The sequence below is a fragment of the Micromonospora sp. NRRL B-16802 genome, assembly GCF_001279555.1.
Taxonomy (GTDB): domain Bacteria; phylum Actinomycetota; class Actinomycetes; order Mycobacteriales; family Micromonosporaceae; genus Micromonospora; species Micromonospora profundi.
Genome location: NZ_LGEB01000132.1, coordinates 206,862 through 226,968, shown reverse-complemented (window position 1 = coordinate 226,968; position 20,107 = coordinate 206,862). Strand labels below are relative to the sequence as shown.

19 protein-coding genes and 1 pseudogene are annotated in these 20,107 nt (G+C 70.1%); 6 read left to right on the top strand and 14 right to left on the bottom strand.

Going from position 1 to position 20,107, the window contains the following annotated elements; translation table 11 throughout:
- A pseudogene (locus tag ADK66_RS30325) lies at positions 1–1,803 on the bottom strand (PKD domain-containing protein); the annotation flags it as partial.
- Positions 1,804–1,946: 143 nt separating this feature from the next.
- On the opposite strand from ADK66_RS30325, the gene ADK66_RS30320 reads away from it, so the two are divergent.
- The 3 genes from ADK66_RS30320 (at position 1,947) to ADK66_RS30310 (ending at position 4,170) form a co-directional block, all read left to right on the top strand.
- Complete coding sequence (locus ADK66_RS30320) at positions 1,947–2,387, top strand: hypothetical protein (RefSeq protein WP_053661396.1); 441 nt, start codon at positions 1,947–1,949, stop codon at positions 2,385–2,387.
- A 302-nt stretch (positions 2,388–2,689) separates the two neighbouring features.
- Entirely contained in the window at positions 2,690–3,010 is a 321-nt protein-coding gene (locus ADK66_RS30315; RefSeq protein WP_053661454.1) for a PadR family transcriptional regulator, read from the top strand.
- Between the two features lie 23 nt (positions 3,011–3,033).
- Positions 3,034–4,170, top strand: coding sequence for a hypothetical protein (locus ADK66_RS30310; protein WP_053661394.1), 1,137 nt, complete (start codon positions 3,034–3,036; stop codon positions 4,168–4,170).
- 83 nt (positions 4,171–4,253) lie between these two features.
- On the opposite strand, the gene ADK66_RS32060 is transcribed toward ADK66_RS30310, so the two are convergent.
- The 3 genes from ADK66_RS32060 to ADK66_RS30295 form a co-directional block, all read right to left on the bottom strand.
- Entirely contained in the window at positions 4,254–4,637 is a 384-nt protein-coding gene (locus ADK66_RS32060; RefSeq protein WP_167943798.1) for a DUF4878 domain-containing protein, read from the bottom strand.
- Between the two features lie 355 nt (positions 4,638–4,992).
- Positions 4,993–5,598, bottom strand: coding sequence for a hypothetical protein (locus ADK66_RS30300; protein ID WP_157553095.1), 606 nt, complete (start codon positions 5,596–5,598; stop codon positions 4,993–4,995).
- Positions 5,595–6,518: an NADP-dependent oxidoreductase gene (locus ADK66_RS30295; protein WP_053661388.1), complete on the bottom strand. Its 924-nt coding sequence runs from the start codon at positions 6,516–6,518 to the stop codon at positions 5,595–5,597. Before ADK66_RS30295 ends, ADK66_RS30300 begins: the two co-directional genes overlap by 4 nt.
- 179 nt (positions 6,519–6,697) lie before the next feature.
- Between ADK66_RS30295 and ADK66_RS30290 the strand changes: the two genes are divergently transcribed.
- A complete protein-coding gene (locus tag ADK66_RS30290) occupies positions 6,698–7,060 on the top strand; it encodes a MerR family transcriptional regulator (protein WP_053661386.1) in 363 nt (120 codons plus the stop codon).
- Positions 7,061–7,075: 15 nt separating this feature from the next.
- Here the strand turns inward: ADK66_RS30290 and ADK66_RS30285 are convergent, their stop codons facing one another.
- Positions 7,076–8,029, bottom strand: coding sequence for an NAD(P)H-binding protein (locus tag ADK66_RS30285; protein WP_209273236.1), 954 nt, complete (start codon positions 8,027–8,029; stop codon positions 7,076–7,078).
- 26 nt (positions 8,030–8,055) lie between these two features.
- Positions 8,056–8,928 carry a helix-turn-helix transcriptional regulator gene (locus ADK66_RS30280; protein ID WP_053661382.1) on the bottom strand — a complete coding sequence of 291 codons (873 nt, stop codon included), beginning with the start codon at positions 8,926–8,928 and terminating at the stop codon, positions 8,056–8,058.
- 179 nt (positions 8,929–9,107) lie between these two features.
- Between ADK66_RS30280 and ADK66_RS30275 the strand changes: the two genes are divergently transcribed.
- Positions 9,108–9,968, top strand: coding sequence for an SDR family NAD(P)-dependent oxidoreductase (locus ADK66_RS30275; RefSeq protein ID WP_053661380.1), 861 nt, complete (start codon positions 9,108–9,110; stop codon positions 9,966–9,968).
- Between the two features lie 53 nt (positions 9,969–10,021).
- Here the strand turns inward: ADK66_RS30275 and ADK66_RS30270 are convergent, their stop codons facing one another.
- The 6 genes from ADK66_RS30270 to ADK66_RS30245 form a co-directional block, all read right to left on the bottom strand.
- Positions 10,022–12,850, bottom strand: coding sequence for a PQQ-dependent sugar dehydrogenase (locus ADK66_RS30270; protein ID WP_053661378.1), 2,829 nt, complete (start codon positions 12,848–12,850; stop codon positions 10,022–10,024).
- Positions 12,851–12,937: 87 nt separating this feature from the next.
- Positions 12,938–14,122, bottom strand: a complete 1,185-nt coding sequence (locus ADK66_RS30265) for a ThuA domain-containing protein (RefSeq protein ID WP_053661376.1) — start codon at positions 14,120–14,122, stop codon at positions 12,938–12,940.
- Between the two features lie 282 nt (positions 14,123–14,404).
- Positions 14,405–15,220 (bottom strand): CPBP family intramembrane glutamic endopeptidase, encoded by an 816-nt coding sequence (locus ADK66_RS30260; RefSeq protein ID WP_053661374.1) that lies wholly within the window; start codon positions 15,218–15,220, stop codon positions 14,405–14,407.
- Between the two features lie 37 nt (positions 15,221–15,257).
- Positions 15,258–16,001: a cyclopropane-fatty-acyl-phospholipid synthase family protein gene (locus tag ADK66_RS30255; protein WP_053661372.1), complete on the bottom strand. Its 744-nt coding sequence runs from the start codon at positions 15,999–16,001 to the stop codon at positions 15,258–15,260.
- A 4-nt stretch (positions 16,002–16,005) separates the two neighbouring features.
- Positions 16,006–16,560: an SRPBCC family protein gene (locus ADK66_RS30250; protein WP_053661370.1), complete on the bottom strand. Its 555-nt coding sequence runs from the start codon at positions 16,558–16,560 to the stop codon at positions 16,006–16,008.
- A complete protein-coding gene (locus ADK66_RS30245) occupies positions 16,557–16,937 on the bottom strand; it encodes a metalloregulator ArsR/SmtB family transcription factor (protein ID WP_053661368.1) in 381 nt (126 codons plus the stop codon). The genes ADK66_RS30250 and ADK66_RS30245 overlap by 4 nt, the downstream gene beginning before the upstream one ends.
- A 94-nt stretch (positions 16,938–17,031) precedes the next feature.
- Between ADK66_RS30245 and ADK66_RS30240 the strand changes: the two genes are divergently transcribed.
- Positions 17,032–18,135: a calcium:proton antiporter gene (locus tag ADK66_RS30240; protein ID WP_197281690.1), complete on the top strand. Its 1,104-nt coding sequence runs from the start codon at positions 17,032–17,034 to the stop codon at positions 18,133–18,135.
- Between the two features lie 33 nt (positions 18,136–18,168).
- Here the strand turns inward: ADK66_RS30240 and ADK66_RS30235 are convergent, their stop codons facing one another.
- Positions 18,169–19,443, bottom strand: a complete 1,275-nt coding sequence (locus tag ADK66_RS30235; protein ID WP_053661366.1) for an RNA polymerase sigma factor — start codon at positions 19,441–19,443, stop codon at positions 18,169–18,171.
- A 3-nt stretch (positions 19,444–19,446) separates the two neighbouring features.
- Complete coding sequence (locus ADK66_RS30230; protein WP_053661364.1) at positions 19,447–19,848, bottom strand: YciI family protein; 402 nt, start codon at positions 19,846–19,848, stop codon at positions 19,447–19,449.
- Between the last annotated feature and the right edge of the window lie 259 nt (positions 19,849–20,107).

Sequence of the window (20,107 nt, the reverse complement as noted above, 5' to 3'; positions counted from 1 at the left end):
GCTCAGCGTGACCGTCGCGCTGTCGCTGACCGCTCCGTTGACGCCGTCGTCGGCGGTGAGCGTGACGGTGAAGGTGCCGTCGTCGGTGCAGCTGATCGTCGTGACCGGCGTGCCGGCGTCCTCGAAGGCGCAGGTAGCGCCCGCGTCCACGTCGGAACCGGCGGTGTACGACCACCGGGTGCTCGGGGCGCCGCCGTCGTCGCGGGCGGAGCCGTTCAAGCCGACCGGGCTGCCCTCGTTGCCGCGGCGGTCGGGACCGGCGCTGACCACCGGCGAGTCGTCAACGTCGGGGTTGTCGGGCGGGGGATTGCTGACGTTGCCGTCGCCGACCGGGATGAACAAGTTGTCGTAGTCCAGGAGCCTGTCGTTCTCCATCCAGATGCCGATGCGGCCGCCGGCCTCCTGGTTCTCGGCGCGGGCGACGAACCGGACGGAGTAGTTGTCCGGCAGCTGCACCGGCCGACCGCGCTCGAGGTCCTCGTCGTGGAACTCCGGTCCGGCCGAGCCCTCGTACGTGGCCGCGATCGGGTACTCGTCGCAGTCCCAGTTGGGAACGGTCGGGTCGTCCGGCGGTGGCGGCATCGAAGTGCGGGCGCAGGTGTTGGTGGAGACGGTCCGGTTGCGGTCCGCGCGGAACCGGTGCTCGGCGCTCTTGGCGCGCGGGATCCGGTGCAGCGGGTCGCTCGCGGTCGCCCCAGGCAGGACCTTGTTCGGGTTGGGCGGCCAACTGGCCGGCGGGTTCGCGCGGGCCTCCTCGATGTGCACGGCGGCGCCCTTGACAGCCGGGTCGGTCGTGCTGAGGAAGATGCCCGGGACGGCGCGGTCGAAGACCGATCCGAGCTGTCGGGCACGGGCGCTGCTCAGATACCACGCGCTGTCGAAGCGCATCCCACCTTCTTCGCTTTCCGTGTCGACGAACTGGAAGTACCAGCCCGGCAGGTCGAAGTCGTACTCGATGTGGAACACGCCCGTCGCGATCTGCTCGCCGTTCGCCGCGGCCGGCTCACGGGCATCGGACATCAGCTCGAAGAAGGCGTAGTTGTTGGCCCGCCAGCCCGGGATCGTCTTCTCGGTGTCGTCGTCCGGCCCCGGGAAGCACGCGTAGTCGTCGTCGACGTCGAAGACGGGGTCGCGATAGCCGCCGTCGCACTCGATGGCGGCTTTCATTTTCGCCGTCGGCGCCGAGAACACCCCCCGGGCCCACAGCACCTCGACCTCGAGAGTGAAGCTTGCCCACCGCAGTTTGCTCGGGTCGTTGATGTGGCCGCCCTGCTTGCCCTCGCCGCGCAGCATGTTCTGCGAGAGGTACTCCCCGCTCAACCGGCACGACGGCGGGAACAGCCCGCACTCGACCGCCCCGATGTACACCATGTGGCTCTGGCAGTAGGAATACCGGTTCTTGATCCAGCCCTGCTCGCGCTTGGCCTCGTCGCTGTGCTCCTCGCACTGCTCGCGCGTCGCGTAGTCGTACACGTCGTCCGGCAGCGACCCGCGCGGGAAACGCCCGGAGTCCACCACGTAGCTCTCGGGACCGGCGGCCGCGGCTCGCGGCCGCGCCCTGGTCGACTCCGAGGGCCCGTCGGCGGTCGCCGGCTTGACGCCGAGGTTATCGAGGTTCAGGTTCTTGCGGAACTCCTCGCTCACCCGCTCGGGATGCTCGATGAGATCAGGGTCGGAGATGACGTACGCAACGAGCTTGCGGGTCGTCTGGTCCGGGCTCGGCTCGGCGTGGGCCGGAGAACCCGGGATCAGGCCCACGAGCATCGACGCCAGGATTGTGACAGGCAGGAACCATCGTCGCATCAGCGCAACTCCCCCGTGGATAGGTGATGTGGGAGTAGTTCAGTCAACGATGCCGGTCGATGCAAGGATGAGTAAGTATGCGGACACTCACGGTCGGTGGGAGATCGCTACCCTCGTAGTCGACCGAGCGGGGAGGGGTCAGCATGGCGGCGCTGGTCGAGCACACCGAGCTGTACGTCGATGTCGACTATCGACTGTTCGCGATGATCGACGACAGCAACGACCGGCGCGACGTTCCGCCCTCACCGCACGAGCTCGATCAATGGGTCAGCTCGACGCCGGGCTACGTGCTCGTCGAGAACATCGACGACTCCGTGGTGCTGGGTAGCGACACCCGGCTGGAGACCTGGGACGGGCCGGCCGACTTCGATCCGGCCGACTGGGACCGCAGCCACGTGCTCGAGGTGGTCTTCGAGTCGGGCATCCTCGGATTCTCCAGCGGCACGGCCGGAGGCATCGCCGACGCCTACCGCCTTCCGCCGGGCCGCCAATGGAGCGTACGGCTGGCCTGGCGCACCGAGGCGCCACCCGCTCCGGACGAGCTGCCGACCGCGTCGGTCCTCATCCAGTTCAGCCCGGCCTGAGCCGCCGAGCCGACACTCCGGGCCGTGAACGGCCGTCGGACGTAGCTGGCCGTCAGGTAGCCGTAGGGTGCGGGACATGCCTGAGGAAGTTGTTCTTCGCCTCGATCGACCGACAGCCACGTCGCTCGCGGGTAGCCGGCGGGTTGATCGCGGTGGGTGGGGGAATGATCGTCGTGGGTTCCCGCCGTTGGAGGAACCACCGCCAACCAGGTCTCTCGGCTGAACCAATGCCACGCCGCCTGATCGCGTACGACGCGCTTGTCATGCATTGATCATCGATATATGTTGTCGGCGTGAGCGAGATGCGAGAGCCGAGCTTCCTGGTCCTGACCGCACTGGCCGACCAGCCACGACACGGCTACGGGATCATTCAGGAGGTGGCGGTGCTGTCGGCGAACCGGGTGACGTTGCTCCCGGGGACGCTCTACACCGCGTTGGACCGTCTGGCTTCGCAGGGCCTTGTCGTACGAGACCGAGAAGAGATCGCCGATGGGCGTCTCCGCCGGTACTACCGGTTGACCTCGGACGGGCTGGCTGTGCTCGACGCGGAGACCGCCCGTCTGCGGTCACTCGCCACGGCGGCGGAGCGCAAACTGCGCATCGCCCGCCCGCGCCCGGCGTAAGTCGACGTCACCAAGGAGACTCCATGTCGCGCACACGGGGAAGGCTCGCGCGCCGCTATCGCAGGCTGCTGCTGGGCTATCCACGCCAGTTTCGACGGGCCCGCGGTGAGGAGATCGTTGCGACATTCCTCGATCTCGCCCCGCCGGGTCGGACCCGACCGACAATCCGCGAGACCGCCAACCTGTTCCGCCACGGAATGCGGTGCCGACTGGGGCGACCGAACAGCCGCAGCGTGGTGGTGTGGGCCGCCTTGACCGCGATCGTGTGGGGACTGTTCGGTGGTGCCTTCGCCAGCCGCCTCGGGTGGGAGACCGCCCGTCCGTTACCCAGCGCGGCCGAGGCGACGGAGCTGTTCAGTGGCGTACTGGGTCAGGACACGACTGGTCGCGTCGGAGTGGACCCGGCGTTGTTCGTCATCTACGGGCAGCCGCTCGGCTCCGACAACCTGCACGTCCTGTTCTCGCCCGACGCCGGTGAGTACCAGCAGGGTCGCGCCATGGTGGGCCTGAGCGGCCCGTCGCGGGTGGCCCCCCAGGCCCTTGTCGAGTCCAGCCGAGCGTGGCTACGCGACAACGGATGGCGTGTCTCGGACGTGATCACCCGCAACAGGGTGGAGTGCACCAGCTGCGACGAATCGAAGCTGCCCAGGAGCGCGGTCTTCGCCGCGTGGCGGGAGGACGACGTACTGAATCTCGACATATCGCTTGGCAGTTCCCTGTCGCCTCCGCCGAAGCCGGGGGTGACCGACCACAGTGACGAGACATACGTCTACGCCGAGTTGACGCGGGCGGCCCCGGGAGCGGTCAAGCCCTTCGGCGTCGCAGGCTTCCTGCTCGGGATGGTGGTGGCCTGGTTGATGTTCGGGTGGGCCAGCCGCCGCACCGAGAATCGCGGCCGGACGCTGCGCGTGCTCACCGCTGTTCTGTTCGGACTTGCCGCCGTCACGTGGTGGGCACCGATCCTCCTTGCTGGCCCGTCCACGCTGAGGCATCACACGGACGAGCCGCACCCGTCCTGGCACCCCATGTGGGAGTGGCTCGGGCAACCAGCTCTGGCGCCACTATTCGTGGTGGGGGCGGGCGCGGCGCTGCTCGCACTCACGGCGTCCGCGTTGCCCCGCCGCCACGTGCCGTCGACCGACGTCCGACCGGCAGGCTGAGCGGCGAACCGCCGCACGGTGGTGGGGACCTGTACATGCGAATAGTCGTGACGAAGGTGAGTTGGCAGCCATGCACCTGCTGGTCAGTACGGTTGGCCGCAGACCTTCCAGGCGCCGTCCTCCTTCACCAGCGGGATCGCGCGCCGGTCGGTGAAGCCGCTGTCAAGCTTCAGGGCCATGCTCACGGTCCCCGAGGTGCGCCCGTTGACTGTCGACACGTTGACGCCGTTGACCTTGTGGCTCTGGATCTGTGGCTGTCTGGCGACGCCCCGGACGAATGCGTCCTTCGTGAAGCTTCTGCGCGTGTCGGTGCACAACAGCTCGTACGCCGCCGCCGCGTCGCCGGCCTCCAGGTCGCTCACGAACGACTCGGCGGCCTGTCGAGCCGGATCGGTTGCGGCTTTGAGGCCCTTGAACAGAAAGAAGCCGCCGGTGCCGACGCCGGCGCAGCACAGCACGACGACCACGCCTACGACGATCAGCACGGTCCGCAGCGTCCGTCGCTTGGGTGGTGGCGGGGGCACCTGGTACGGGTAGGTCATAGATAGCGACGGTAGGGGACGCGAGAAAGTCTCGATCCCCCCGAACGGTTGATCTTGTCGTGTCGGTTCGCCCGTCCGTTCGGTCGGGTGCGCGTCGGTACGTCCATCGGTGACCACCCGCATCGATGTTCCAAGGTGGACGGCCAGCCGGCACATATCGACGACCGGCTCCTCTGCTGTGCTCCTGCTGTGGCCCGGCTGTGGGTCGTTGGAGTTCAACTGCCCCCGATCAGCGGTGCCGCCGGCTCACCTCGCCCAGCACACTCCCGGAGGTGACCACTTACCCGGCGAAAAAGAAGATCGGCAATCTCGGTGCCGTTGGTATCGCCGCCGCGATCTCGGTCTTACTGTGCTGCGGCGTCGGCACCATCGGGGCGCTCACCACCGACGACAGTGACAAGAAGCCCACTGCGGCGGCCACACAGACCGCTCCGACGGCCAGCGACCGTCTCGCGGAGGACGCGAGCGCCACCCCGGACGCGCCGCCGTCGACGATCCCAGAGCCTGCCGCGTCGAGCCCGACACCGGGCCCGCAGGACACCAGTGGTGAGCCGACACCTCGGCCGATCGTGAAGCCGACGACCACCAAGCCCAAGCCGAAGACGACGACGGCAGCACCCAAGCCGAAGGCGACGACGGCAGCGCCGAAGCCGAAGCCCACGACGGCGAAACCGAAACCGCCATCGGTGGCAACAGTGCATCCCGGGTCGTTCTGCTCCAAGCAGGGAGCGCGTGGGGTGACGAAGACCGGTAAGCCGATGGTGTGTACGACCACCGCGACGGACTCCAAGAAGCGGTGGCGGGCGGCGTAGTCCCAGGCGACGACCGTCGGCGGGGCGGCGCGCGTCGTCCGTGCCACCCCGCCGGTGACCGTCGGGGATCTCACCCGAGGGCGATGACCAGCTTGCCGGTGGTGTGGCCGGTCTCCACGGCCGCCACCGCCTCCGCGCTCTGGTCGAAGGTGAACGTCCGTGTGATGTGCGGATCGATGGTGCCGTCCACCATCAGCGCGGCGACAGCCTCAAGCGACGTTCTGCCGAGCCGACGGTCCACGAACTCGCCACCCAGCTCACTCACCGTGTAGTCCGCGGCCGACAGCAGGTACTTGGCATCCTTCACCAGCCCGGCGACCGAGCGCAGCGAGTCGCCGCCGACGAGGTCGAACAGCCCGTCGACACCGGACGGCGCGAGCGCCCGCACCTGTCCCGGAATGTCGCCGGCGGTGTAGCTGGCGAAGGTGACGCCGAGCGCCTCGGCCACCGCCCGCTTGCTGTCGCTGCCCGTTCCGATGACAGTCAGTCCCCGTGCTCGGGCAAGCTGCGCGGTGGCGAGGCCGGTGCTGCCACCGACACCGTTGATCAGCAGTGTCGAGCCTGCCGGCAGGTCGAGCCGGTCGAGCCCGTCGAGGGCTGTCGTGCCGGAAACCGGTACTGTCGCCGCCCACTCGTAGGGCAACGACTCCGGCTTGCGGGCCGCGTTCTCCGCCGGCAGGACTGTCGTCTCGGCGTACGTGCCGGCGCCGCTGAGCGCGAACCCGAACACCGCGTCGCCCACCTTGAGATCGGTGACGCCGGCCCCGACCGCGAGAACGTCGCCGGCGGCCTCCATCCCCATCACCTGCGGGAACGGTACGTGCCCGTTGAGCGCCGGGACGGCGCCGTCGCGGAGCAGGTGGTCGAGGCGTGCCACCCCGGCTGCCCGGACCCGGATGAGGATCTCGTTGTCGGCGGGCTTCGGGTCGGGTCGATCGAAGTACTGCTGGACCTCGGGGCCACCGAATGCGTGGTAGCCAAATGCGCGGCTCATCGTCGCTCTCCTTCATGTGTGTTGACGACTGGCGACGCTATTTGCTGACGTTGACGTCAGAGGCAACATCGAGTGGTCCGGGTCACACGTCGGCGGGGGTGGGCCGGCGCTACTGTCGTTGCTGACGGTGACGTCAGAGGCAGGAACCGGCGCGGTGGGACGTACCGAAAGGGGTGATTGTGCGCATCGGCGAGGTGGCGGAGCGATCCGGGGTCAGCGTGCGCGCCCTGCGGTACTACGAGGAGCAGGGCCTGTTGCAGGCCGAGCGCAGCGCGAGCGGGCAGCGACACTACGGCGCGGCAGCGGTGGAGCGGGTGAACCTCATCCAGCAGCTCTACGCCGCCGGCCTGTCGAGCCGGGACATCCTCGAACTGCTCCCGTGCGTCTACACCGGCAGCGCCACGCCCGACATGATCGCCAGGCTCACGGCCGAGCGGAACCGCATCGACCGCCAATTGAGCGACCTCGCCGAGGCCCGGGAACGGCTGGACTCGGTTATCCGCACCGCCTACCAGCACCTGGAGCGGGACGCCGCTGCCTGAGGGCGCGCCGCCAGGCTAGGCGGCACCCTCGCCGAATGTCTCGCGCAGGGCCCGACCCAGCGGTCGGCCGGTCGTCGGCTCGATGAACAACTCGGCGAGCAGGAGGTCGGCGAGGTAGGTCGGGTTGATGCCCGACTCCTTGCGACCGAGGGCCTGGAGCGCGCCGCCGAGGCGCAGGGCGGCCTTCGCCGCGCCGGACGGCATCCGCGAAACCCGACGAGGTCGACCCACCGCCGCGGCGATGCGGCCGAGCATGTCGTCCCAGGTCAGGTTCTCGTCGGCCACCGGGATGTCGTCGCCGCTGGCCGCCTCCAGGGCATCCACCGTGACCTCGGCGACGCTGCGCGCCGAGGCTGCGGCGGTTCCGCCGGTGGGGGCGACCAGAGGTGTACGCGAGCGCGCCCACCGGTCCAGCGGCCCGGCCCAGTTGGGCAGCCGGTCACCGGCGCGGCCGAAGACGAACGGCAGTTCGAGGACGGCGACCGGCAGATCGGTGCCCGCGGCTTCCCGTCCTTCCCGGGCCTGTTCCACCCGGCACCGGATGTACGTGTGCCGCTCGGCGAGCCGCCACTGCGGATGCAACCTGTCGAAACAGGTGTAGTACGAGCCCATGACGACCCCTCGGGTGAGGCCCTCCAGGCGCGCGGCGGTGAACAGGCGCACGACCGGCTCGACGTTGTCGTGGCGGAACTGCGGATAGATCGGCTTCGGCAGCGGTCGTTGCTCGTCGGTGCGGGTGGCGTAGACGACGCCGTCGTGGTCGGCGAGCAGCGGGCGCAGGTCGTCGACCGAGGCGGCGTCCACGTCGACAAGGTGGTCGACACCCGGGCGGGCGGTACGCGCCACAGTGGTCGCGGCGTGGCCCCGCTCGCGCAGGACCTCCACGACATGCGCGCCGATCAGACCGCTGCCACCCACCACGAGAATCCGCACGATGCATCGTCCACTCTGGATACGGGTGGTTGTCAAGCAGTCATCGTGGTCGCTGCGGTCGGTTACCGGTGGAGGCGCTGGTTCCGCTCCTCGTCCGCCGCCGTGTTCTGCGTCGTCCAGAGCGCGAGCAGGCGCATGTTGTCGTGTGAGCTGCTGCCGGGATCGGTGTTGTAGACGAAGAGGGTCTGGTCGTCGTCGCCCGGCAGCGTCAGCGCCTCGTACCGGATGGTGATGGGTCCCACGGCGGGGTGGATCATGTGTTTGGTGCCGTGGGTCCGCTCGTGCACCCGGTGGTTGTCCCACCAGGTGCGGAACTGCGGGCTCTTGATTGTCAGCTCGCCGACGAGTTCGTTGAGCTGAGGGTCGTCGGGGAAGCGGCCGGCGTAGAGGCGCAGGGTGCCCACGACGTCGGCCGCCACTGTCGCCCAGTCGGTGTAGACCTCGCGGGCGGCGGGGTCGAGGAGGACCCACCGGGTGTAGTTGCGTTCGCGGGGCGGCAGTCGGGGCCAGTCGGTGAGCAGGGTGCGCGCCAGCAGGTTCGACGCGAGGACGTCGGTGCGGCGGCCGACGATGAACGCCGGGTGGTCGACCATCGAGGCGATCAGCTGGTGCATGGCGGGCCGTACCCGCTGCCCCGGCACGTCCCCGGTGCGGTGCCGGGCCGGCCGGGCCAGGTCGGCGAGGTGGGCCCGGGCGGCGGCCTCAAGCCGGAACACCCGCCCCAACGCGTCGAGGACCGCCTCCGAGGGGCTCGTGTGCCGGCCCTGTTCGAGGCGGGTGTAGTAGTCGACGCTCACCCCGGCGAGCTGCGCCACCTCCTCCCGGCGCAGGCCGCGGACGCGCCTGCCGGACTGCTCGACGAATCCCGCCGCCTCCGGCGTCGTGTCGGCGCGGCACTTCCGCAGGAAGTCTCCCAGCTCTGTCCGTCGCACCATGCCGTCAATCATCGCGCGCGTCGCGGCGAACGCCCAGGTGCTGGGTGGGCACGGCATTCCCCGGTACGGCTGGGCCCGGCCAGGGGTGTCCGAGCCCCCCGCCCCGCAGCAGCATGAAATGCGTTCCCGCAGTGCTCAGCGCTTCACAAGCTGCCACACCAGTCACAAGGAGAACTTCGATGGCCTACCCCACCACCCGACCCGCCACCTGGTTCGTCACGGGCACCTCCCGTGGGCTCGGCCTGGAGTTGGTCAAGCAGCTCCTCGAGCGGGGCGACAACGTCGCGGCGACGACAAGGTCGGCCGAGCGTCTCGACGCGGCCCTGGCCTCCGTGGACCGGTCCCGGCTGCTGCCGATCGAGGTGAGCCTCACCGACGAGTCGGCGGTCGCGGCGGCGATCGGCTCGACCGTCGAGCGGTTCGGCGCGATCGACGTCGTCGTGAACAACGCCGGCTACGGCTATCTCGCCGCCGTCGAGGAGGTCACCGACGCCGACGCCCGACAGATGTTCGACGTGCAGATCTTCGGACTCTGGAACGTCCTCCGTGCCGTGCTGCCGCACCTGCGCGAGCAAAGCAGCGGACACATCATCAACGTCTCCTCGATCCTCGGCCTGACCTCGTTTCCGGGCTGGGGCCTCTACTGCGCCGGAAAGTACGCAGTGGAGGGGCTCACCGAGTCGCTGGCCGCGGAGGTCGGCGGGTTCGGTGTGCGGGTCAACCTCGTGGAGCCGGGCTACATGCGGACCGACTTCCTGCGTACGGAGTCGCTCGGCCTGCCGTCGGGGACGGTGGCCGGCTACGAGTCGATCCGGGAGATGACCGAGGCGCACCTGGCGATGCCCGGCACCCAGCTCGGTGACCCGGTGCGGGCCGCGACAGCCATCATCGAGGTGGCTGCCTCGGGTGAGGCGCCGTTGCACCAGCTGCTCGGTTCGGATTCCTACTCTCTGGCCAGGGCCCGGATCGACTCGCTGACCGCCGACGTCGAGGCGGGTCGCGAGCTGGCGTACACGACTGACATTCCGCAGCAGAGCTGAGCGCCGCGGCGTGGGTCCGGCCTGGACAGTGTCCAGGCCGGACCCACGCGCTCCTAGCCGGTCAGGATGAACCTCTCCCAGGAGCCGACCGACGCGCGGTTGGCGATCAACGAGCCCGCTCCGGCGTTCTCGGCGGCCACGATCTGGTTGTTGACGGTGGCGCGAAGGCTGACAGTCCCGTCGGTGTTGGTGATGAGCTGGAACGTCTCCCACGCGCCGATCGTCGTGCGGTTGGCGACAAGTGGTTCGGTGCCCGCGTTCTCGGCGCAGACGTACAGGCCGCTCGCGCGGGACCGCAGGGCGATGGTGCCGTTGCCGGCGTCCACCCTGTCGAATTGCTCGGTCGACCCGACTGTGGCCTTGTTGGCGATCAGCGCGGTGGTGCCGACCGCCGACACGTACTGGTTGTTGACCTGCGCCCGCAGGCTGATCCCGGCGGTGCCGCCAGTGGTGCCCGTGGTGAAGGTGAACGCGTCGACGTCGAACAGGTAGCCGGACCCACCCTTGAAGACCAGGTACAACGTGGTCGTCGAGGCGGGCGGGTTGGTGATGGCGCCGGACACCTCGGTGAAGGTCTCCCAGTTGCCGGTCACCGGCACCGTGACGGTGCCCAGCAGTGTGCCGGTCGCCGATCCGGCACGGACCTCGATGGTGCCGCCGGCACCCGCCGACGACGCCCGCACGGTGAAGCGCGTCGCATTGGACAGGTTGTACGGCTGGTACGAGATCCAGTCGTTGTTCTCGATGAACCCGGCGGTGCGGCCACCCTCGGCGCTCGTGTGCTCGGTGACCTGGACACCCGACTGGGCGCCGAAGTGCTCACCCTGGCGGTGTTTCGGCTGCAGGGTCTTGATGCTGTGCGTGGTGAGCGCGCCGTTGTCGGTGTAGGCGGCGTCGAAGACGCCGTAGATGTTTGCCGCCGCGTCGTGCTCACCGTCCGTGGGTACGGTGATCGTGCCGCTGCACCCGTTCTTCGAGGTGATCTGGTGGGCGTGGCTGTCGTGGCCCAGCGCGTAGGTGAGGCTCACCCGGGCGCAGTCGATCGTCCCGTCCTGCGGGTCGCTCACCGAGATCTGGTACGGCACCGTGTCACCGAAGCTGAACAGCTGCCCGTCGGCGGGCAGAGTCAGCGACACCGTCGGAGCGGTGTTGCCCACCGTGACGACAAGGCTCGCCGTGCCGGACAGACCGGTCGGGTCGGTGACCTTCAGTGTGGGGCTGTACGTGCCGTTAGTGGTGTACGTCTTCGTAGGGTTCGCCGCCGTCGACGTGGTGCCGTCGCCGAAGGTCCACAGGTAGCTCAGCGCCCCACCCTCGGGGTCGGAGCTACCCGCCGACGAGAAGTTGATTGTCAGAGGGCTCGGCCCGGAGGTCGGGTTCGCCGAGGCGACAGCGATCGGGTTGCGGTTGCCGCCGCCGATGTACTCGATCCGGAACAGCGCCTGGTTGTTCGAGCCGGTGCCGTAGTCCAGCACGTACAGGGCGCCGTCCGGGCCGAAGGCCATGTCCATGACCTGCGTGCCGCTCCACGGGAAGTTGGAGATTTCGCCACGGGAGCCGTCGGAGTTGACGGCGATGGCCTTGATCCAGCGGCGGCCGTACTCGCCGGCGAAGAACTGCCCGTTCAGCGACGCGGGGAACTTGATGCTGGAGTTGAGCGACGCGTCGTACCGGTAGACCGGCCCGCCCATCGGGGACTCCGAGCCGCTGCCGAACTCCGACGGTGACCCGGAGTCTCCGGCGTACTTGATCCAGGCCGGCTTCGCCGCGGGCAGCGTGGTGAGGCCGGTGTTGCGGAACGAGTTGTTCGTCGGCCCGCCCGTGCAGTTGTACTTGGACTGCGACGGCCCGGACGGGAACGTGTATTCGTTGTATGTTTCCGTGCTCGTGTTGGTGCCCGTGCAGTACGGCCAGCCGTAGTTGCCGGGCGCCGTGATCCGGTTGAACTCGACCTGACCCTGGGGGCCCCGGCTGGAGTTCGTGGACCCGGCGTCCGGGCCGTAGTCGCCGAGGTAGACGACGCCGGTGGCCTTGTCGACGCTCATCCGGAACGGGTTGCGCAGGCCCATCGCGTAGATCTCGGGGCGGGTGTTGGCAGTCCCGGGCGCGAACAGGTTGCCCGACGGGATCGTGTACGTGCCGTCGGCCTGCGGTTTGATCCGCAGCAGCTTGCCCCGCAGGTCGTTGGTGTTGGCCGCCGTGCGCTGGGCGTCGAACTGCGGGTTGCGGTTGGTCCGCTCGTCAAGCGGCGCGTAGCCGGACGACTCGAACGGGTTGGTGTCGTCGCCGGTGGTCAGATACAGGTTGCCGGCGGCGTCGAAGTCCAGGTCACCACCGACGTGGCAGCACTGCCCACGGTCGTTGGCGACCTGGAGCACGATCCTCTCGCTGCCCATGTTGAGCGTGTCGTCGGTGTTGAGGGTGAACCGGGACAACCGCAGGTGCCCCTTCCACCTGTCCCAGTCCGACTGCGAGCCGGTGGTGGGGGCGTCCCCGGACGGCGTGCTCAACGTGGGGGAGTAGTAGAGGTAGATCCACCGGTTGGTGGCGAAGTTGGGGTCGACGGCGACGCCCTGCAACCCCTCCTCGTCGTGGGTGTAGACCGACAGCGTCCCGGAGACCTTTGTGTTGCCTGCCACGTCGGTCACCCGCAGGACGCCGTTGCGGGCGGTGTGCAGCACCGAGCGGTTGGGCAGGACGGCCAGGGACATGGCCTCACCGAGCTCCGCCGAGCCGGTGGCGAGCTTGACCTGCTGGTAGTCGGAGGCGGGGATCACCACCGCCTGGGCGGGGGTTGGTGCGGCAACGGCCAGGAGCACGCCCGCGGCGGCGGTGAACGCCGCGACGAGGGCCCGGGGCCAGCGCCGGGGGTACGAGAGCATGATCGTCCTTCCTCGACGACCAGGGCCGGGCGTGCGGGGGCGCACCACGGCCGGGTGGGGGTGGTGAGAGGCGAACCGGGGGTGGGGTCAGCCGGTGACGAGGTCGAACTTCTCCCACTGGCCGATCGAGGTCCGGTTGGCGATAAGCGCGGACGCGCCCGCGTTCTCGGCGGCGACGTACCTGTTGTTGACGGTGGCCCGCAGGCTCACAGTGCCGTCGGAGTTGCGCACGAGCTGGAACGTCTCCCACGCACCGGCGCTGGCCCGGTTGGCGATCAGCGCGGCGGCGCCGGCGTTCTCGGCGGCCACGAACTGCCCGTTGCTCTTGGCGCGCAGCGCGACGTTGCCGTTGCCCAGGTCGACCAGGTCGAACCGCTCGCTGGTGCCGATGGCGCTGCGGTTGGCGATCAGCGCGGTGGTGGAGTTCGGCGCGCTGACGTACTGGTTGTTGGCCCGTGCCCGCAGGCTCGATCCGCTGGGCGGAGGCGGCGGAGTGGTGGTGCGCGGCGAGCAGTCCGCCGTGACCGCGCCCGCGGCGACGCGCAGGCCGCCGAGCAGCATCTGGGTGAAGTTCGGGTCGCTGTAGGACGCCTCGGTGTGGCCGAGACCCGTGTACCAGGCCCGTCCGCCGCCGTACGCCTTGCACCAGGTGATCGGGTGGTCGCCGCTCATGTTGCCGCCGCTGTAGGACGACTCGTCGAGGCTGGCGAGTACCCGCACGCTCGACCGGGGGTTGGTGCGGTAGTTGTACCACTCGTCGGAGCGGACCCAGGTGTCGCCGAGGTGGGCGGTCGACGGGTTCGTCCGGTCCTCGATCCGTACCGTCGCGGTCTGGATCGCCGGGTGCGAGTCGAAGTACGCCCCCACCAGCCCGCCGTACCAGGGCCAGCTGTATTCGGTGTCGGCGGCGGCGTGCACACCGACGTATCCGCCGCCGGCGGCGATGTACGCCTCGAACGCCGACTGCTGGCTGGCGTTGAGGACGTCACCGGTCGTCGACAGGAAGACCACCGCCTGGTACTGGGCCAGGTTGGAGGTGGTGAACTGGCCGGCGTCCTCGGTGGAGGTCACTGTGAACCCGTTGCCCGCGCCGAGCTGCTGGATGGCCGCGATGCCGGTGGGGATGGACGAGTGGCGGAACCCGGCGGTCTTGCTGAACACCAGGACCTTTGTCAGGGGTGCGGCCGAGGCCGGGGCCGGAAGGGCGACGAGGCTGGCCAGCATCACGGCCAGGCCGGTGATGAGTGCCAACACACGGGGACGGGAACGCATGCTTGTGCTCCTCTGCTGAGCAGCGACCCCGGATGTGCCCGCGGGCACGCCAGGGCCAGGGTGGCGGTGGTGCGGAAGCCAAGCCGCCGATGCTCGGCCGAGGTGGTGTGGTGGTGCCCGAATGGCGCGCGTGGAGCCAGCCGACGGCTCCGAGCGACCATTGTGAGCGTTCACAGTATATCGATTGTCGTCGCTGAGGCAGTAAACCTCTGATGTATGAGCGTCGTCAAGCGCTCGCCTGGCGGCGTCCACGGGTTGGAATCCGACAGCGAACGAGAAGCGTCAGGAATCGGCCTCCGGGCGGACGGCACGCCAGTCCAGGCGGTCCCGGTAGAGGTGCCGTACGACGGTCCACCCGACAGCGAACGGTATGGCCCCCATCGCGACGCCGCCCAGGACGTCGGCGCCCCGCACGTCGAAGACGCCGCCCACGTCCCCGAACAGTTGGGCGACGGTCTGGAAGGCGACGTGGAAGCCGATGCCCGCCCAGATGTCGCCGGTCGCGGCGCGGAAGCCACCCAGCAGCAGCGCGAAGACGAAGAAGAGCAGCAGCCGGTCGGGCGACCGGGCGGCTCCGACGAGGAACCCGAACGCGGTGAACAGCGCGGCCTGCCCGACAGCCGCCTGCCAGGCCGGCAACCGGGTGGCGAGGGAGTGTTGCAGGTAGCCACGGAAGACCAGTTCCTCCGGCAGCGCCTCGTACAGGAAGACGAGCACGACAAGCAGGGCCGCCACGCGCACGGCGTCGCCCAGTGACGTCCGTAGGCTGATCTCGACCCAGCCGAGGCCGAGGCAGAGCGCGAGCCCGACGGCGGCCGGGACGAGCCAGCAGGCCATACCGAGCAGCAGGCGTCGCCAGCCGGCCCGCAGCGAGGGCAGCCCGAGCCCGGCCCACGGACGCCGGTCCAGCAGACGCCGGGCGGCCACCACAAGGGGTACGACGAGCGCCGTCGTGAGGACGGCCCGGACGACGTGGGTCGTGCGGCTGTAGTCACGGCCGAGCAGGGCGTCGTGATGGAGGAACAGCCACACCAGCACCGCGCCGGTGAACACGACGAGGACCCGCCAGTGCAGGGCGAGGCGAGGTCGGCCGCTCACCCCGCGCAGCGTAGCCACCGGGGTCAACGACAGAGGGTCAGTGACCCAGGACGAGGTACGCGAGGCCGACGACGCCGCGGTAGTCGCCGACGTACTGGCGTAGCCGGTCGTCGAGTTCGGCGCGGACCTGCGCCGCGCGGGGATCCTGCGGGTACGTCAGCAGCCACTCCTGCCGGCCCGCGAGCCAGGTGGACTCGAAGTCGTCCCACTCCCGCTGATCGGCGGTGCTCACGTGCAGCATCCGCCAGCCCCGCCCCCGGGCGGTCTCGACGAGGCCCGCGAGGTCCGTGATGTCCGCGCCGAAGATCTGCTCGGCCGCCGCCGTGGGGTCGCGTTGCCAGTAGGCGGTGCCGAACAGCAGCCGACCGCCCGGCCGGACCACCTTGGCCAACGCGTCGAGGGCAGCGCCGGTGCCGCCGAAGGCGTGCGCCGAGCCGATGCACAGGACCCGGTCGGCCGGCTCGTGCCAGGCGGCCGCTTCCCCCATCACGAAGGCGACGTGCCGGTTCAGCGACCGACCGGCGGCGAGTGCGCGCCCCCGGGCGAGGGCGGCCTCGTCGGTGTCGACGCCGACCCCCCTCGTCGCGACCGGGCCGGCCACACCACCGGCGGCGACGGCCCTGAGCAGCAGCTCACCCCAACCACACCCGAGATCGAGTACGCGCGCACCGGGCCGGACGTCGAGTCGTCGCAGCAGCAGGGCCGCGTGCTCCTCCGACAGCGGCGTGTTCCAGCGCATCCGCGCGTAGCGGCTGGTGGCGAGGTGGTCGGTGGATCGCATCGGATCAGGGTGTCAAGCCCTGATCAGCGGCGCGCACCGGGTCCGGTGTGGCGGGTGTGGCCGGGGCGGCGGCCAGCGCCTGGTAGTAGGACCGCATGGCCGGGTGGTAGTCGTCGAAGGCCGGCCGGGGCGAGCCGTCCCGGGAGGCGACGAGCATGTCGAGGTAGTACTCCCATCCCGCACCCGTCTCGGCGACGCCGTCGAGGGTGGTGAGGTGCTGGGTGAACCGCAGCTGGGTGGTGCCGTCGGTCTCGGCCAACGCCATGTCCAGCAGCCAGGCGCCGTAGCTGTCGACCATCGACACGGCGAGGTGTCGCTGTGGTTCGCACTCCTCGATGCGGACCTCGCACCAGGGCTGCTCCTCCTCGTACGCCATCTGGACCCGGATGGTCCGGCCCGGCGCGGCGTCGCCCTCCCAGGGGCCGAACCAGCGGGCGGTGCGTTGCGGCTCGGTCAGGCTGGCCCACACGTCCGCCACCGGTGCGCGGAACGTGCGGGTGAGGACGAGATCATGGCCGGTGGCGGTGCGGAACAGGCGTCCGCCTGGTGTGCGGGTCATGCCGTGTGCTCCCTTCGGTGCTCCGCCGGGCCGCGGGCGCGGCTCTCTCGGCGGGTGCGATAGACCTCGGTCTCCAGCGCGTCGAGGTGCCGCTCCCACGGCGCGGGCGTGGCGAGATCGGCGAGCCAGTCGAGCAGTTCGGCGAGCGGGCCGGTGTCGAGCCGGTAGATCCTCCTGCGGCCGACAAGGTCGTCGCGGACCAGTCCGCACTCGCGCAGCACGCGCAGGTGGCGGCTGATAGCGGGTCGGCTGATGGCGAACTGCGTGGCGATCTCGCCCGCGGGCAGCGGCGCGTCGCGCAGCAGGGTCAGGATGCGTCGCCGCACCGGGTCCGCGATCGCGGCGGCCACCTCGTCCACCCGGAAAGTGTAACCCATCGGTTACGCATAATTTCTGTGGAGATTTCCAACACTCCCAGTCGCTCCCGTCGATGGTGGCGACATGATCACCTGACCTGGCACTCTTGAACGTATGCCAGCAGCCCTGCTCCGATTCCGCATGTCCGACTGGACTGTCGCCGTGCCTGTGCTCGCGGTGCTCATGCTGGTCGTGACCTGGGGACGAGAACTTTCCGGCCCCATCGTGGTGGTGGTGGCGGCGCTGCTGGGCGGTGCGGTGCTCGCGGCCGTGCACCACGCCGAGGTGGTCGCGCACCGGGTGGGAGAGCCGTACGGGTCACTGGTGCTCGCCGTCGCGGTCACCGTCATCGAGGTCGCACTGATCGTCACGTTGATGATCAGCGGGCCGGAGAAGACGCAGTCGCTCGCCCGGGACACCGTCTTCGCCGCCGTCATGATCACCTGTAACGGCATACTCGGCCTGTCGCTGCTGCTCGGAGCACTCCGCCGACGGGTGGCCGTGTTCAACCCGGAGGGCACCGGCGGGGCGCTGGCCACCGTGATCACCCTGGCCACCCTGAGCCTTGTCATCCCGACCTTCACCACGGCCCGGCCGGGCCCGGAGTTCAGCCCGGCCCAGCTCGCCTTCGCCGCCGTCGCCTCACTGGCCCTGTACGGGCTGTTCGTGCTCGTGCAGACCGGCCGGCACCGCGACTACTTCCTGCCGGTCGACAGCCGGGGCAAGGTCATCGAGACGGAGGAGCACGCCAAGCCGCCCACGAACCGCGCGGCGCTGGTCAGCCTCGGCCTGCTGCTTGTGGCACTGGTAGCGGTGGTCGGCGACGCCAAGACCGTCTCACCGACCATCGAGGCCGCCGTGGCGGGGGCGAACCTGCCGCACGCGTTCGTCGGCGTGATCATCGCGCTGCTGGTGCTGCTGCCGGAGACACTGGCCGCCGGCCGCGCCGCCCGCCGCGACCGCGTCCAGATCAGCCTCAACCTGGCGCTCGGCTCCGCGATGGCAAGCATCGGCCTGACCATCCCGGCCATCGCGATCGCCTCGATCTGGCTGGACGGGCCGCTGCTGCTCGGCCTCGGCGGCACCCAACTCGTCCTGCTCGCGCTCACCGCTGTGACAGCGGTCCTGACAGTGGTCCCGGGCCGGGCCAACGTGTTGCAGGGTGGCGTGCACCTGGTGCTGCTGGCCGCCTTCGTCTTCCTTGCCGCCAGCCCCTGATCCCGCCTCGTTCACGGAGGGGTTCCCGGTTGCTCAGCCAGGAACCCCTCCGTCCGTCTCTGCCGGCGGATCGTCGGCGAGGCGGTCCGCGCGGGCGTTCAGGTAGCGCTGCTGGGCAAGGTTCGTCGACAGCGCCGCCGCCAGCCGGTACGCCTCGCGCGCCGCGACCCGATCACCCTCGGACTCCCACAGGTGCGCGCGGGCGGCAGGCAGCCGCGGATCGTCGGCCAACCGGGCGTCGCCGGCCAACCCGGCCAGGAGCGCCAGGCCGGCCCGCGCGCCAGTGCTCATCGCCACCGCCACCGCGTGGTTGAGCGCCACGACCGGGTTGTCGGCGAGGCCGAGCAGCACCTCGTACAGGGCGGTGATCTGCGCCCAGTCGGTGGCTGCCGCGTTCGGCGCCTCGTCGTGCACCGCAGCGATGGCCGCCTGCAGCTGGTACGGTCCGACGACCCCGCGCGGTAGCGCCTCGGTGATCAGGGCGACCCCCTCGGCGATCTGATCGGCCCGCCACCGGCTGCGGTCCTGCTCCGCCATCGGCACCAACTCGCCGTGCGGGCCGGTGCGAGCGGGTGCGCGGGCATCGGTGAGCAGCATCAACGCCAGCAGCCCCAGGACCTCAGGGTCGTCGGGCAGCAGCCGGTGCACCAGACGGGCCAGCCGGATCGCCTCGGCGGTCAGGTCGGCACGCAGCAAACCGGGGCCGGCGGTGCGCGCGTACCCCTCGGTGAAGATCAGATAGAGGACGTGCAGCACGGCGGCGAGCCGGTCGGCGCGCTCTGCGCCGATCGGCGGTGCGAAGCGCAGCCCGCTGTCGCGGATCCGCTGCTTGCCCCGGCTGATCCGCCGGGTCATCGTCGCCTCCGGCACCAGGAACGCGCGCGCCACCTCGGCGGTGCTCAGACCACCCACGGCCCGCAGCGTGAGCGCGATCTGCGAGGCAGGTGTGAGCGCCGGATGGCAGCACAGGAACAGCAGGATGAGCGTGTCGTCGGCGTCCTCCGGCGGCCGGTCGGCGGGCGGCGCCAGCCACCGCTCCGGCGGCGTCCACCGCGCCACCGTGTCCTCCCGCCGGATCCGGGCCTGGTCACGACGCAACAGGTCGGTAAGCCGCCGCGACGCCACGGTGATGAGCCAGCCGCGCGGATTCTCCGGTACGCCGTCGCGCGGCCACCCGTCCGCCGCCGCGATCAGCGCCTCCTGCACCGCGTCCTCGGCGGTGTCGAAGTGCCCGAAGCGGCGGACGAGCGCGCCGAGGACCTGCGGCGCCAGGCTGCGCAGCAGGTCCTCGACGGGTGTTTCCGGCACCGGTCAGCCGCCCAGGTCCTCGACGCCGTCGAGCACCGGCCGCACGTCCACGTACGCGCCGGGGGTGCCGGGGTCGACAAGGCCGGCGGCGATCTCGGTGGCCCGGTCGAAGCTGGCGCACTCCACGACCGTGTAGCCCGCGAGGACCTCCTGCGTCTCCGGGTACGGACCGTCGGTGACCACCGGCGCGCCGTCGCGCACCTGCACCCGGCGGGCGTGCACCGGCTCGCTGAGCCCTCGGGCGTCGACGAGTTCCCCGGACTCGGCGAGCGTCTGATGGAACGTCTCCATGTGCTTGTGCATGGCCGCGACCTGCTCGGCCGACATCGCCGGCCGGTCGGAGGCCCGACCCGCCAGCACGTCGTAGTCCCGCTGCGACCCGTAGAGCAGAATCATGTACTTCATCGTGTTTGCCTCCTCCTGTTCCGGGCGGGGGCCCGGCGTCCGTCACAGGAAACGTCGAACCTCAGACCCGGTCCCCGGACACGCTCGCCCCATCCGATTTGTTGACCATGCGGTTGCCGTTCCGACACGCCGGGGAAGATGCCGACAACCTCATGATCAGGGGACCGCAGGGGTGGTCGTGGGGGGATTAGGTTGGCCTCGTGGAGACCGTGTGGGTGGTGGTCGGGGTTCTCGCGGTTGTCGCTGGCGCGGCGTACGG

Bases quoted from the DNA above. Each gene is read 5' to 3' on its own strand.
- ADK66_RS30320 (WP_053661396.1), top strand. From the start codon at position 1,947: ATGGCGGCGCTGGTCGAGCACACCGAGCTGTACGTCGATGTCGACTAT.
- ADK66_RS30315 (WP_053661454.1), top strand. From the start codon at position 2,690: ATGCGAGAGCCGAGCTTCCTGGTCCTGACCGCACTGGCCGACCAGCCA.
- ADK66_RS30310 (WP_053661394.1), top strand. From the start codon at position 3,034: ATGTCGCGCACACGGGGAAGGCTCGCGCGCCGCTATCGCAGGCTGCTG.
- ADK66_RS30295 (WP_053661388.1), bottom strand. From the start codon at position 6,518: ATGAGCCGCGCATTTGGCTACCACGCATTCGGTGGCCCCGAGGTCCAG.
- ADK66_RS30280 (WP_053661382.1), bottom strand. From the start codon at position 8,928: ATGGTGCGACGGACAGAGCTGGGAGACTTCCTGCGGAAGTGCCGCGCC.
- ADK66_RS30275 (WP_053661380.1), top strand. From the start codon at position 9,108: ATGGCCTACCCCACCACCCGACCCGCCACCTGGTTCGTCACGGGCACC.
- ADK66_RS30270 (WP_053661378.1), bottom strand. From the start codon at position 12,850: ATGCTCTCGTACCCCCGGCGCTGGCCCCGGGCCCTCGTCGCGGCGTTC.
- ADK66_RS30265 (WP_053661376.1), bottom strand. From the start codon at position 14,122: ATGCGTTCCCGTCCCCGTGTGTTGGCACTCATCACCGGCCTGGCCGTG.
- ADK66_RS30255 (WP_053661372.1), bottom strand. From the start codon at position 16,001: ATGCGATCCACCGACCACCTCGCCACCAGCCGCTACGCGCGGATGCGC.
- ADK66_RS30250 (WP_053661370.1), bottom strand. From the start codon at position 16,560: ATGACCCGCACACCAGGCGGACGCCTGTTCCGCACCGCCACCGGCCAT.
- ADK66_RS30245 (WP_053661368.1), bottom strand. From the start codon at position 16,937: ATGGGTTACACTTTCCGGGTGGACGAGGTGGCCGCCGCGATCGCGGAC.
- ADK66_RS30240 (WP_197281690.1), top strand. From the start codon at position 17,032: ATGCCAGCAGCCCTGCTCCGATTCCGCATGTCCGACTGGACTGTCGCC.
- ADK66_RS30230 (WP_053661364.1), bottom strand. From the start codon at position 19,848: ATGAAGTACATGATTCTGCTCTACGGGTCGCAGCGGGACTACGACGTG.